The sequence below is a fragment of the Brevibacillus sp. 7WMA2 genome, from assembly GCF_010748895.1.
In the GTDB taxonomy this organism is placed as follows: domain Bacteria; phylum Bacillota; class Bacilli; order Brevibacillales; family Brevibacillaceae; genus Brevibacillus_B; species Brevibacillus_B halotolerans.
On the sequence record NZ_CP048799.1, the window covers coordinates 3,428,842 to 3,442,079 of the forward strand.

General features: G+C 41.4%; 11 protein-coding genes. 3 read left to right on the forward strand and 8 right to left on the reverse strand.

Annotated features, from left to right (window positions below; genetic code table 11):
- Positions 1 to 125 precede the first annotated feature (125 nt).
- Positions 126 to 1,236 (reverse strand): peptide chain release factor 2 gene (gene prfB / locus GOP56_RS14360; protein ID WP_096886499.1). Its coding sequence is split into 2 segments (ribosomal slippage): positions 126 to 1,154 and positions 1,156 to 1,236, totalling 1,110 coding nucleotides; the frame shifts between segments, so codons are not numbered across the junction.
- A 187-nt stretch (positions 1,237 to 1,423) separates the two neighbouring features.
- On the opposite strand from prfB, the gene GOP56_RS14365 reads away from it, so the two are divergent.
- Positions 1,424 to 2,164 carry a response regulator transcription factor gene (locus tag GOP56_RS14365; protein ID WP_096886498.1) on the forward strand — a complete coding sequence of 247 codons (741 nt, stop codon included), beginning with the start codon at positions 1,424 to 1,426 and terminating at the stop codon, positions 2,162 to 2,164.
- The gene (locus GOP56_RS14370) at positions 2,154 to 3,572 is read left to right on the forward strand and encodes a HAMP domain-containing sensor histidine kinase (RefSeq protein WP_163245918.1); all 1,419 of its coding nucleotides are present in this window, start codon (positions 2,154 to 2,156) and stop codon (positions 3,570 to 3,572) included. The genes GOP56_RS14365 and GOP56_RS14370 overlap by 11 nt, the downstream gene beginning before the upstream one ends.
- A gap of 11 nt (positions 3,573 to 3,583) precedes the next feature.
- Here GOP56_RS14370 and cls read toward each other — a convergent pair whose 3' ends face one another.
- The 7 genes from cls to GOP56_RS14405 all read right to left on the reverse strand — a co-directional run bounded on the left by cls (position 3,584) and on the right by GOP56_RS14405 (position 12,481).
- Positions 3,584 to 5,038, reverse strand: coding sequence for a cardiolipin synthase (gene cls, locus GOP56_RS14375; protein WP_022586192.1), 1,455 nt, complete (start codon positions 5,036 to 5,038; stop codon positions 3,584 to 3,586).
- An 88-nt stretch (positions 5,039 to 5,126) separates the two neighbouring features.
- Entirely contained in the window at positions 5,127 to 7,601 is a 2,475-nt protein-coding gene (gene secA, locus GOP56_RS14380) for a preprotein translocase subunit SecA (RefSeq protein ID WP_022586191.1), read from the reverse strand.
- A 153-nt stretch (positions 7,602 to 7,754) separates the two neighbouring features.
- Entirely contained in the window at positions 7,755 to 8,306 is a 552-nt protein-coding gene (hpf, locus tag GOP56_RS14385) for a ribosome hibernation-promoting factor, HPF/YfiA family (RefSeq protein WP_003334332.1), read from the reverse strand.
- Between the two features lie 268 nt (positions 8,307 to 8,574).
- Positions 8,575 to 8,772, reverse strand: a complete 198-nt coding sequence (locus tag GOP56_RS14390; protein ID WP_003334330.1) for a cold shock domain-containing protein — start codon at positions 8,770 to 8,772, stop codon at positions 8,575 to 8,577.
- A gap of 852 nt (positions 8,773 to 9,624) precedes the next feature.
- A complete protein-coding gene (locus GOP56_RS14395) occupies positions 9,625 to 10,380 on the reverse strand; it encodes an OmpA/MotB family protein (RefSeq protein ID WP_121473049.1) in 756 nt (251 codons plus the stop codon).
- The gene (locus tag GOP56_RS14400) at positions 10,370 to 11,200 is read right to left on the reverse strand and encodes a motility protein A (protein ID WP_003334326.1); all 831 of its coding nucleotides are present in this window, start codon (positions 11,198 to 11,200) and stop codon (positions 10,370 to 10,372) included. Before GOP56_RS14400 ends, GOP56_RS14395 begins: the two co-directional genes overlap by 11 nt.
- A 162-nt stretch (positions 11,201 to 11,362) precedes the next feature.
- Complete coding sequence (locus GOP56_RS14405; RefSeq protein ID WP_035318975.1) at positions 11,363 to 12,481, reverse strand: DegT/DnrJ/EryC1/StrS family aminotransferase; 1,119 nt, start codon at positions 12,479 to 12,481, stop codon at positions 11,363 to 11,365.
- 139 nt (positions 12,482 to 12,620) lie between these two features.
- Between GOP56_RS14405 and GOP56_RS14410 the strand changes: the two genes are divergently transcribed.
- Positions 12,621 to 13,181 (forward strand): acyltransferase, encoded by a 561-nt coding sequence (locus tag GOP56_RS14410; protein WP_163245919.1) that lies wholly within the window; start codon positions 12,621 to 12,623, stop codon positions 13,179 to 13,181.
- The last annotated feature ends 57 nt before the right edge of the window (positions 13,182 to 13,238 follow it).

Consider the following 13,238-nt stretch of genomic DNA (forward strand, 5'->3'; position numbering starts at 1 on the left):
AACATAGCAATCTGGTAAATGCAATACTTTTTCTATTTTTTATTTCTAAATTCTTTTCTAGTAAAAAAAGAGGCTGAAAAAACTAGCATTCTTCAGCCTCTCCTTCTGTCAGCATGCACGCAAGCTTATTGCAATTGGGAGCGTAGATAAGCATCAATAAATGGATCAAGCTCTCCATCCATCACTGCCTGCACATTGCCTACCTCCATATTGGTCCGATGATCCTTCACCATGCTGTACGGGTGGAATACATACGAACGAATTTGACTGCCCCAAGCAATGTCCTTCTGTTCTCCCTGAATCGAAGCTAGTGTTTTCTCTTGCTCCTGCTTCTGTAGCTCGAACAGCTTGCCTAATAGCATCTTCATAGCCCGATCGCGGTTTTTAATCTGAGAACGCTCGGTTTGGCACGTCACAACTATACCAGTTGGTAAATGAGTAATACGAACGGCAGAATCTGTCGTGTTGATATGCTGTCCCCCTGCACCACTGGAACGATACGTATCAATCTTTAAATCCTCAGTTCGAATATCTACTTCTTTATCGTTTTCAATCTCTGGTAGGACGTTGCACGATACGAAGGAAGTATGACGGCGTCCTGAAGCATCAAACGGCGAGATACGCACTAATCGGTGTACCCCTTTTTCCGCCTTTAAGTATCCGTACGCATTGTGTCCTTTAATTAACAGCGTAACACTTTTGATCCCTGCCTCATCACCTGGCAGATAATCCAGCGTCTCTACTTTGAAGCCTTTGCGTTCAGCCCAGCGTGTATACATCCGCAGTAGCATAGAACCCCAATCCTGCGACTCCGTTCCACCAGCTCCTGGATGCAATTCCAAAATAGCGTTATTTTTATCGTATTGATCGCTCAATAACAATTCTAGCTCAAAGTCCTCAAAGTTCTTCTTTAAATCTTGTGTACTCTGATACAGATCGGAAATAAGAGAACTATCGCCTTCTTCAATCACTAGCTCCAGCATCATCTGTAAGTCGTCATAAGAGGCATCCAGACGTCCCATCGTATCTGTTAGACTTTTGATCCCATTAAGCTCTCCAATGGTTTTTTGTGCAGCATCATTATCATCCCAAAAATCTGGAGCTAACATCCGCTCCTCCAATTCACCAATGCGCTCTAGCTTTTCTGGGAGGTCAAAGAGACCCCCTAATATCCGTTAGTCGTTTGGACAGACTAGCCATTTCTTGCTTTACATCAGCCACGTCGATCAGTGCCATTCTATCTACTCCTTTAAAACTCATTTTCTTATTGTTTATTGTAGCTGAAAATAAGACAGGTGCAACCTTTCTAGGTTTTGTTGACGATGAAATTTTATCTATTTCCTAAAAATATCACCACGTTTTTCCAAAACGTGTAGAATAGTGAGTAGTGTTTTACTTATAGACTTAGCGGAGGGAAAAGAGAATGAATCGGACAATCCTGGTTGCCGATGATGAGCAGGAGATAGTCGAGCTACTGCGGCTATATCTAGAAAAAGAAAACCTGCGAGTCATTGAAGCCTCAGATGGAGAAGCAGCCCTTCTCTGTATCCAGAATCAATCAATAGATCTAGTTTTAATTGATATTATGATGCCTAAGCTAAATGGTTTGCACCTGCTTACGCAAATACGTCAGGACTACACGCTCCCCGTCATTTTCTTGTCAGCTCGCAGTCAAGATCACGACATTATTTTAGGATTAGGCATGGGGGCAGATGATTATATTACCAAGCCGTTTAATCCCTTAGAGGTCGTAGCACGAATCAAAGCACAACTACGACGTTCCTACCATCTGAATCCATTAAACGATGAGACAACACAGGCCCTATCCGTTCTTACTGTAGGCGATTTAACTTTACATAAGCAGCAATGCATCCTATGCAGGAATCAGGTGGAAATCCCCTTAACATCAACGGAGTATAAAATGCTTGAGATGTTTATGGAGCAGCCCAATCGTGTTTTTACCAAACGCCAGATCTTTGAAAAGGTATGGGGCGATCCCTTTTACAGTGACGATAACACCATCATGGTTCATATTAGTAAATTGCGGGATAAGATAGAGCCAGACCCCAAAAAACCGCTTTATGTAAAAACAGTTCGAGGTCTAGGCTATAAAATGGTTCATTTTTCATCCAAACAAAGAGGGTCAGCTCACAATGAAACATAAAAAAATACACTCTACATTATTATGGAATTATAGCATCTTTATATTTATTATTAGCTCCATTTTAACGATAGCTCTCGGTTATCTCGTCTATCAAATCAACTCAAGCGTTGAACAAGGCTTATCTCCCATTTACCGGGCGAAGGACATCGTATCCGATGACTACGAAAATATTAGGGCAAATGCCATTTTGGAAAACGGGGGCTGGGTAGAAATCCTCAATTCTAACCACCAAATCATCCATGTTATCGGTGTGAAAATGGATTCCATTTACCATTATACGGAGGAACAGCTCTATCAGTTTTTAGACAATACGGAGGAGCAGCTCTATTACTACTCCATTGCGCCATTTACTACCAAAAGTAATAAGAAATATATTTGCTTGGTCAAAATTCCCCGAGACAGCATTAACATTGACATTCAATACTTTAAAAATTTTGATCATACGGTATCTCAGGTCAGCAAGATTATCCTTAAATCATGTTTGCTCCTATTTGTCCCGATCATTATTATCATCTTTTTATATAGTCGGTGGACAGCTCGCAAAATTAGTGTTCCTCTTCATACGATCACCGTTGCTATTAAAAAGATGATCGATGGAGACTATCAAGCTCGTATTCATCTAAAAGCGGAAAGTGAATTCGGAAAAATCCGCGATGCTTTTAACTTTTTGGCAGATAAATTAGAAGCGACTCGCGCTGAGAAGGAAAAATTGGAGGAAAGTAAGCAACGTATGCTCATGGATATATCTCATGATCTTAAAACACCGATCACAAGCATTCAGGGATACGCCTCTGCCCTACAGGATGATATGGTGGTGGATGAAGAAAAGAAAAGACGTTATTTGCAGCTTATTTATAATAAATCGCAGAGTGTAAATGCTTTGATTAATTCGTTATTTGACTTTTTAACTCTAGATGATGGTCAGTATCCCCTCTCCATTCGTACCTATGATGTATGTGAATTCATCAGAGAAATTACAGTCGATTTTTTAGATGACATGGAAGAAAAACAATTTAAATTACATATTCAGGTGCCCGAAAACGAAATTTTGTACGATTTTGATTACCGGCATATGAGCAGAGTCATAAGCAATCTTATTTCCAATACGATTAAATATAATCCGCCAGGAACGAACGTCCGAATTGCTGTTCAGGAGCAGAACGATTCCATCATCATTGAGATTGCAGACAATGGTACCGGCATTCCTGCCCATGTACAGCGTCATATATTTGATCCCTTCGTCAGAGGAGATCATTCTCGACAAACCGATGGTGGAACAGGCTTAGGCCTGTCAATCGCTCATAAGATTGTTAAATTGCACGGAGGTCTACTGGAATTGGATGAAAATCCTTTAGAAAAAACCGTTTTTCGTATTACTCTTATCAAACAAAAAAGGAGCCCCGAATAGCATGTGGGCTCCTATAAAATGGCTGACAGTAACCGTGAAATCGATTCTTTTAATCGAATAGATAATGGACGTTGTCTATACTTTTCCAGTGTTAATTCAGATGAAAGCTCTATATCAGCTAAGAAATGTTTAGCCAATTGTTTAGCCGTATGGGAATGGTAGAGAAACGCATTCACTTCAAAATTTAAACGAAAGCTCCTCACATCGATATTAGCAGTTCCTACTGTGGAAAGCTTATCGTCTACAACAATCGTTTTAGCGTGCATAAAGCCATTCTCATAGGTGTATACCTTTGCCCCAGCTCGTAATAGCTCACCTGCGTTTGAATAAGTAGCCCAATAAACAAAGGGATGATCCGGTTTATTCGGAATCATAATTTTGACATCGACACCAGATAACGCTGCAATGCGCAACGCATCCAAAATACTGTCATCAGGGATTAGATACGGGGTCTGGATATACACATAGTCTTTAGCTGTTACTATTAGTTTCATGTATCCATTTTTAATTTGCTCCCATTGTGAATCGGGGCCACTTGAAACGATTTGTAGGGGAATATCCCCACGGGGAGCAGACGAGGCTTGATAATAATTTCGAAAGGCCATGTCCCGCCCAGATGCTTGCTTCCAATCTAGCATAAAGCGTGATTGTAAATCATCTACCGCTGAGCCTTGTATTCTTAGATGCGTATCTCTCCAATAACCGAAGGCAGGGTTTTTACCCAAATACTCATCTCCAATGTTAAAGCCCCCAATATAGCCAATTTCTCCGTCAATAACAACTATCTTTCGGTGATTGCGGTTATTTGCACGCAGGTTTAGTAGCGGAATCTTGGAAGGAAAGAAAGGCTCAATCTGTCCACCTGCTTGCCTAATTCGACGTATCAGCCCCTTAGACAGCCAACGTGACCCACTCTCATCGTACAGGACTCGAACCTCTATTCCCTCCCGTGATTTTTCGCATAATAGATCAGCCAGTCGATTGCCAAGCTCATCGCTTTTGATGATGTAATACAGCAAATGGACATGTTTGCTCGCCCGGCGAATATCTTCAAACAAGCGTTCAAATTTATGCAAGCCATCCGTAATAATCTCTACCTGATTATCTTGGGTCAGTAGTGCTTCATCATTGTTTAGATGTAAATACACTAAGTCCTGATACTCTTTGCCAACAGGGTCATGGAACTGGAGCTTCTTGGCTTTGAGTTGCTCCATCTGTTTAACTACTTCTCGCTTCATATAAGCATAAACATGCTTATCCCACTTAAAAATTTTCTTTCGACTTAAATTTTGTCCCAACATAAGATATAAAACAAATCCAAGAACAGGAATAAACCATAAGATCATTAACCATGCCCATGTAGAAACAGGGGTACGTCTCTCTAAAAAAACAACCACGATGGCAAACAAAAAGTTTAATAAGAATAAAATTTTTAAGAGCCATGAGGTTATCTCCGCTGTTACCATTGTCTCCCCCATTTCAGTCTTATTGCTCTTATTATATGCCAAAAAAGCTGCCATTCAACTGAACAGCAGCTTTCTTCTCAGGCCTGTTTTATTTTTTCTTTTTATCTGCACGGCGTTGTGCTCTGTTTTTTTGCTCTGGCTCAGATGCTCCAGCTTCATCAGATGGTCCAGACGTTTTTAGCTTCTCAGCATCAATTACTTCCTGACGCTCAAGGTTTTGTCCAACTTCCGATTTCATGATATACAAGGATACTTCCTCTTCAATGCTTGCAATCATGCCTTGGAACATCTCATATCCCTCAAATTGATACTCACGCAATGGATCAGTCTGAGCATAGGCACGCAGGTGGATACCTTGGCGCAATTGTTCCATTGCATCAATGTGATCCATCCACTTGCTATCAACAGCACGTAGAACAACCACTTTTTCGAATTCGGCCATCATATCGCCAATTTCTTCCTGACGTTGTTTCAATTGCTTATGAGCAATCTCTTTCAACATCTCCTCAATCTCTTCCGCTTCTTTTCCTTTCAGATTAGAAACCGTAATCGCATCCTCGAACAAGAATGTGCTTACGCATGTTTCAAGCAGACCCTCTAGATCCCATTCTTCTGGAATCTGTTCTTTCGGGCAATACGCCTGAACTATACGCTCAATCACGCTATTTATCATGCCCTCAACGATATCATGCAGGTTATCGCGCTCAAGAATCTCTTTACGCTGCTTATAGATGACTTCGCGTTGCTTATTCATTACGTCGTCATATTGCAAGACAACTTTACGTGCATCAAAGTTGCTACCCTCTACTCGTTTTTGAGCAGATTCAACAGCACGGGATACAAGACGGCTTTCAATCGGCATATCTTCTTCCATTCCGAGTCTGTCCATCATATTCATGATGTTGTCAGCTCCGAAACGGCGCATAAGCTCATCCTGTAGGGACAAGAAGAATTGAGAGGAACCCGGGTCCCCTTGACGACCTGCACGTCCACGTAGCTGGTTATCAATACGACGGCTCTCATGGCGCTCTGTACCGATGATATGCAGACCACCTATTGCAGGTACCCCTTCACCCAACTGAATGTCTGTACCGCGACCAGCCATGTTTGTAGCGATGGTTACTGCACCGAATTGACCCGCGCGAGCAACAATCTCTGCTTCACGTTCATGCTGCTTCGCATTGAGTACATTATGTGGTACACCTTTTTGGCGCAATAGGTGAGATAGTTTCTCTGAGTTTTCGATGGAAATGGTACCAACCAAAATAGGTTGTCCTTTTTTATGGCGCTCCACGATCTCTTTTACTACCGCACGATATTTGGCATCCTCGGATTTATATATCGCATCCGCCATATCTATACGTTGAATTGGGCGGTTTGTAGGAATCACAACTACGTCCAATCCATAGATTTTTTTGAATTCCTCTTCCTCAGTCTTAGCTGTACCGGTCATACCGCTCAACTTTTGATACATACGGAAGTAGTTTTGCAGCGTAATTGTTGCCAAGGTCATGCTTTCGCTCTGTACTTTTAGCCCTTCCTTCGCTTCAATCGCCTGATGCAAACCATCACTGTAACGACGACCCACCATCAGACGCCCTGTGAACTCGTCTACGATCACAACCTCGCCATCCTGCACAACATAATCAACGTCACGTTTAAACAGAACCTGAGCCTTCAAAGCCGATGTAATATGGTGGTTAAGTGTAACATGGTTGGTATCGTACAAATTGTCCACGTTAAACGCTTTTTCAACCTTGCTCACACCCTCATCGGTTAAAGTAGCGATTTTTAGTTTTTCATCAATACTAAAATCCGTTTCAGACTCCAGTCTTTTTACAAAATGGGAGCAAATATAATAAAGTTCAGTAGATTTATTAGCTGATCCGGAAATGATCAGTGGAGTACGCGCTTCGTCGACTAGGATACTATCCACTTCGTCAATGATTGCATAGTGCAAAGGACGTTGTGTCATTTGCTCTTTATAAAGCACCATGTTGTCACGCAGGTAGTCAAACCCAAACTCGTTGTTTGTACCATACGTAATATCGCAGTTGTATGCCTCACGTTTTTGTTCAGCACTCATACCGTTTATGTTCAAACCTACTGTCATGCCAAGAAATTGGTACAGCTCACCCATAATCTTGGAGTCACGCTCAGCTAAGTATTCGTTAACTGTTACAATGTGAACACCCTTACCAGCCAAGGCATTCAAGTACGTAGCTAAGGTCGCTACAAGGGTTTTACCTTCACCAGTCTTCATTTCAGCAATGCGTCCTTCTTGCAGGACCATACCACCAATTAGCTGTACGTCAAAGTGACGCATCCCCAATACACGTTTGGACGCTTCACGCACTACAGCAAATGCTTCGTTTAATATATCATTCAGCGTTTCTCCCTTTTCCAAACGAGCACGGAATTCCGCCGTTTTTTCCTTTAATTGGTCATCAGTAAGTAATGTTACTTGGGGTTCTAACGCATTAATTTTGTCTACACGCTTAACTAATTTCTTTAATTCACGTTCATTTGTATCGCCAAAAAGCTTCTTTACAAGCCCTAACATAGGGACACCCCTTCCACCGTTCCCCTAAGGGTACTTTCTAACAATCTATTTTACCAAATCTCTATCAGTAAACACAAGTAAAGGAGTTGCCAATCGACAACCCCTTTACCACTTTTTGTATATATTTTTAAATTTTTTAATGATTGTATACGTTTATTTTGGTTCTATTAACCCGTATCGTCCATCATTTCGACGATAGACTACATTTACATCATTGCTTTCACTGTTTTCAAAGACGAAGAAGTTGTGGCCCAGAAGCTCCATTTGCATAATGGCCTCTTCTGAATCCATCGGTTTTAAGTTGAATCGCTTCGTTCTTACGATATCAAACTGTACATCATCCTCTTCATCCGCTACAGCTACAGAGGAAGCTTCCATATTCGGCATCGCTTTAGCCCCTGATTCATGACGCTGTTTACGGTTGATTTTTGTTTTGTACTTACGCATTTGACGCTCTAATTTTTCGACAACCAAATCAATTGCTGCGTACATATCGTCGTGAGTTTCCTCAGCTCGGAGAATAACGCCAGTCATCGGAATGGTTACCTCAATGGTTCCTTCTCCACGAAGCACGCGCATTGTCACATGTACCTCTACATGCCCTAGATTGTCAAAATAGCGTTCGAGACGGCTTATCTTTTTCTCTACATACTCCCGAAGAGCTTCTGTAACTTGAATGTTTTCGCCACGAATATTGTAGTTCATGGACACAACCTCCTTCCGTCTATGCTATTTGTATTCTACATAGACGTAATTAAAACCTGCTGTTTCTTCTTTTCGTTTTAACAAAATTCGTGAAAAAAAGACAAAATGTTTAAAAATTTTCACTTGATTTTAATCTTTCGTCAACACAGCAAGTAAGGCTTGTCTCTATTTTAAACCTATTTCGATTTTTTTGAAACAAGAAATTTTAGTAGAAATAAACACCAAAAACCCCCTAAGTTATCCTAGGGGGTATTGATTATAAAATCAATTAGATTTTAGTTACGTTAGCCGCTTGAGGACCACGGTCGCCTTCAACGATATCAAACTCTACAGTTTGACCTTCATCCAAGCTTTTGAAACCTTCAGATTGGATAGCGGAGAAATGTACGAATACATCGTCGCCTCCATCGCGCTCGATGAAACCAAAACCTTTTTCTGCATTAAACCATTTTACTTTTCCTTGCATGTATTAAACATTCCTTTCATAAGAAAACTGTGGACTATTTGTTAATCCATGATCTGACTATACACCTTGCCTATGGTAAAGTCAAATGCTGGATTATCGACAAATTTCAACGTGGACCTTATTTTTTTGTTAAACATCTCATAGCAGCCTTAGAAAGGCTTAATGTTACAAGCAAATAAGCCTTTACTGCCGTAGTAAAAGCAGGAAAGCGCTCCCACATATTTTTTGCTAAACATATTTCCATATATGTAATTTTACCAAAAAATGGAGTGCTACAAGAGACCCGATCTAGCGTTGAGAGACGTGGTCTTTACCCTATAAACGCAGGGAATTACGATACATTTTTAGCTATAATTACCAGTGTGAGATTTAAAATTTATTTGGCTCTCGAAAACGGCTTCCTCACCTACAGATATTGTCGATTAATTGTATTCTAGCTCGAAAAATTTCTTCAATCTATATAACAAATTCATGTCACACATTGGACACATAAGACTTTTTTGCTTTTTTATTCTTTATCCACAGCTATAGCATAATCTAGGTTCGACACTCGCTCACATCGCTGTCTATCCACTTCATTTTTTAAATAATTTATGCTCTAGCTTTCCCAGCTGTGGGTAACCTTGCCCATAATTGCGCATTTCCACAAAGTTGTCCACATTATCCACAAGAAGTTGTGCACAAGAACTCGTTTTTTGTGTATAACTCTGAAAAAGCATTTCTTTCTCGTTCACCACAGTTTTTTTGGCTCATCTATAAATAAAAAGACCTCCTATTGTTCATCTCAAAAAGGAGGTCTTATAAAGAAACATATATCATTCATTACTATGAATCGTTATGCTGATCATACCATCATTCTGTCTGCTCGCTTAGTACAGTAATTTCCACACGGCGATTTTGTTGGCGATTTTTTTCTGTTGTATTCTCTACAAGAGGCTTCGTTTCTCCAAAGCCAGCGACAATGAATCGTGCTGGAGATAACCCTCGTTCTTGAACAAATTCCTGCATAACGGCCTTTGCACGCGCAAGAGATAGATCCCAGTTAGCGACGTACTGGCTTTTTGTAATGGGACTGTCATCTGTGTGCCCCTCAATTCGCACTTGATGAGGAAATTTTTGTAATACATCAGCTAGCCTGTCTATGACTTTTTGACCATCTGGAGCTAAATCGGCTGATCCGCTAGCAAACAACAAATTTTCCGGTAAACGGATCATCACTCCATCACTTTGCTCTACAAAGGGGATATGGAACTCCTGCAAGGCCTCTCCCACTTTTTCCTTCACTACCTGTAGATTTCGCTCTACTGGTTCGTCTTGTTGCCCGGCACCAATCGCCTTGACATCACGCTTTGCAGACAGCTCGCGGATTTCTGCTTCCAATGCTTTCTTTTTCATTTCAGCTACGGCTTGCTCAGCTTTTGCTATTTCGGCCTTTTCCGTCGTTTCAGATGCCTTCTGCTGAAGCTCTTGCTGTTGTTGCTTGACCTGAGCCGAATACATCGCCGCAATGATTATGACAATTATAAACAGCAAGGTAATTAAATCACTGTAGCTTAATAGCCAGCTTTTCTCTAGCTCCTTTTCATCATACAGACGATCATCCTGCATACTCGCTCTGCCTTTCAATAATTCCTTTCATGCTGCCAGGCATTTTTAAGAGTACTAGCTTTTGATCAGCAGGTAAAAAGGAATTTAGTTTTTCAAACAAAATTCGTGGAGTTTCCATGCGCTGTAGCCCTACGCATCCTTCCATATAAAGCCGCTTTTCAAACATTTCCTGATCATGAATATCCATTAACCGATAGTAACATGGCAACGCCAACAGATTGGCTAGCAAGGCTCCATACAAGGTAGCTACCACCGCTGTGCTTAGGCTCTGGCCTGTCTGCGTAAAATCGGACAGGGTTTGTAATACTCCTGTCATCCCCAATAGCGTCCCAACCAGCCCCATTCCAGGCGCCAGCAGGGCAACCAATCGAAACATTCCGCCCATTTGCTGGTAGCGATGCTGTTCACCCTTACACTCGTTTTCTAAAATCATACGAAGTTCTTGCTCCGATACACCTTCGATCGCCAGCAACGCCCCCCGCTGAACAAATGAATCAGGCTCGTCCATCAATTCTTTTTCCAAGGAAATGTAGCCTTTCTCTTTTAAAACAACCGAGTATTGATAAAAACGCTTGATCGTCTCTTCGATGTTATTTTCTCTGCCGTGGATCAATAATCGAAATAAATGTTTGATTTTAATATGTTTACACTTAATAGCATACGAGATAATGACAGATAGCCCAACTAATTCAATTGCCGCCGGATGTAGTAGTTGACTTACACTTCCATTTAAATAAATGGTATGTATTAAAACCAACACAATAAATAGAACAAGTAACAACGAACGATTTCTTCCCGCAAAAAATGTTTTTACATTCATGTTAGTAACCTCACTTGCCCAAGCATGTATTTCTGAACGAATTCATTATAGCAAATGAATATCCAGAGTTAGATGAAAAAGTAAAAAATATTTCTACTGTCAAAAAAAAACAAAGAAAAAAGCGAACCCCTGCTATTCACCAGCAAGTTTCGCCCCTTTGCCCTATCCTACTTTAGCCATAAAGCTCTGTATTGCATGTACTACCCGCTGTTGTATTTCTAAGGTAATACGCGGCCACATTGGTAAACTTAACGCCTCAGTTGCCATTTGCTCTGTAACAGCTAGCTTAGGCTGTTGTGTTGCTTGGTATACTGGCAGTTGATGCACAGGAGTAGGATAATATAACATTGCACCAATTCCTTGCTGATGCAGATAACGGTGCAATTCATCGCGTAAGCCACGTTTCACCCGTATCGTGTATTGATGATACACATGCTTGGCATATCCTGCTACCTTTGGCGTTACAATGCCTGGTACGTCTTTTAGCATCTGATTGTATTGCTGGGCAGCTTCTCTTCTTGCTTCGTTCCATTGGTTAATATAAGGTAGCTTCACACGTAAAATACAGGCTTGCAATTCATCTAAACGCGAATTGTAACCTGTAAGTTCATTTTGATAAGGAATCAACGAGCCGTGGGTACGTAATTTGCGAGCTATCTCTGCCAGTTCATCGTTATCTGTGGTTAACATGCCTCCATCACCATATGCTCCCAGATTCTTGGTGGGATAAAAGGAAAAACATCCAAAATGCCCAAAGGTTCCTAGCTTCTTGCCACAGTACTCTCCACCAAATGCCTGTGCGGTGTCCTCGATAAGCCCTAATCCGTATTGTTGTGCAATCGTAATCATCGGTTCCATTTTAGCCGCATGTCCATATAGATGAACAGGAATAATTGCTCTTGTCCGCTCGGTAATTTTGGACTCTATATCAGCCGGTTCTACATTGAATGTATCTGGGTTAATCTCAGCAAACACCGGCGTCGCTCCGACTAGCTCAACAGCTTCAGCCGTAGCATAAAAGGTAAAGGAGGGGACGATCACTTCATCTCCTGCTCCAATTCCCAAAGCCCTCAACGCGATAAATAACGCATCCGTACCTGAATTTACCGTGATTGCATGTTTGCATCCCAAATAGTCAGCTACTTCCTTCTCAAACGTTTTTCCCTCGTTACCAAGTACGAAATGGCCCGAACGTAGCACTTCCTGGACAGCACTGTTAATCTCATTCCAGAGCAATTCTACCTCGTCCGTCAAATCAATGATGGGTATCCTCACGTTCATTCCCCCTCGTCTCCGTAATTAAAACCCTCTATTAGTAATACGTTAAGAAGAGGAGCATCGTGCAACATCTGCGTAATTTGTGGAAGGGAAAAAATAATCCTTTTCCAAAAAGGGAAACTGACTGACGAGGGGGCAAATTATGTCTCACCAGACACATGAAAATGTCTTTATTCATCCAACAGCAGAAGTGTCTAAGCAAGCCATGATTGGAGCTGGAACGAAAATCTGGAACAATGCACAAATTCGAGAGCAAAGTACAATCGGGAGCCAATGCATCATTAGTAAGGATGTTTACATCGATCAAGGGGTAAAAATCGGAAATAACGTCAAGATTCAGAATGGTGTTTCTGTCTATCATGGGGTCGAGATTGACGATAATGTATTTCTCGGACCCCATATGACATTTACGAACGATTTGTTCCCACGTGCATGCAATCGCGCTTGGAAAGTAGTACCGACCAAAGTCGAGATAGGAGCATCCATAGGAGCGAACGCCACTATCGTATGTGGAACAACCATCGGTGCCTATTCTATGGTAGGAGCAGGCTCTGTGGTCATCAGGGACGTAGGGGCTCATCAGCTTGTGGTAGGAAGCCCTGCTCGGATGATTGGTCTTGTTTGTTATTGTGGTGAGAGAATTGAATACCACAAGCCTTGTCAGTCTTGCGGTCAACGTATTCCAGCAGATGTGATGCCATAAATTCTTTTTGGCTCACCAAGGGCTTTAGCAAGAAACAAAATGGTCGATTGCTCGACC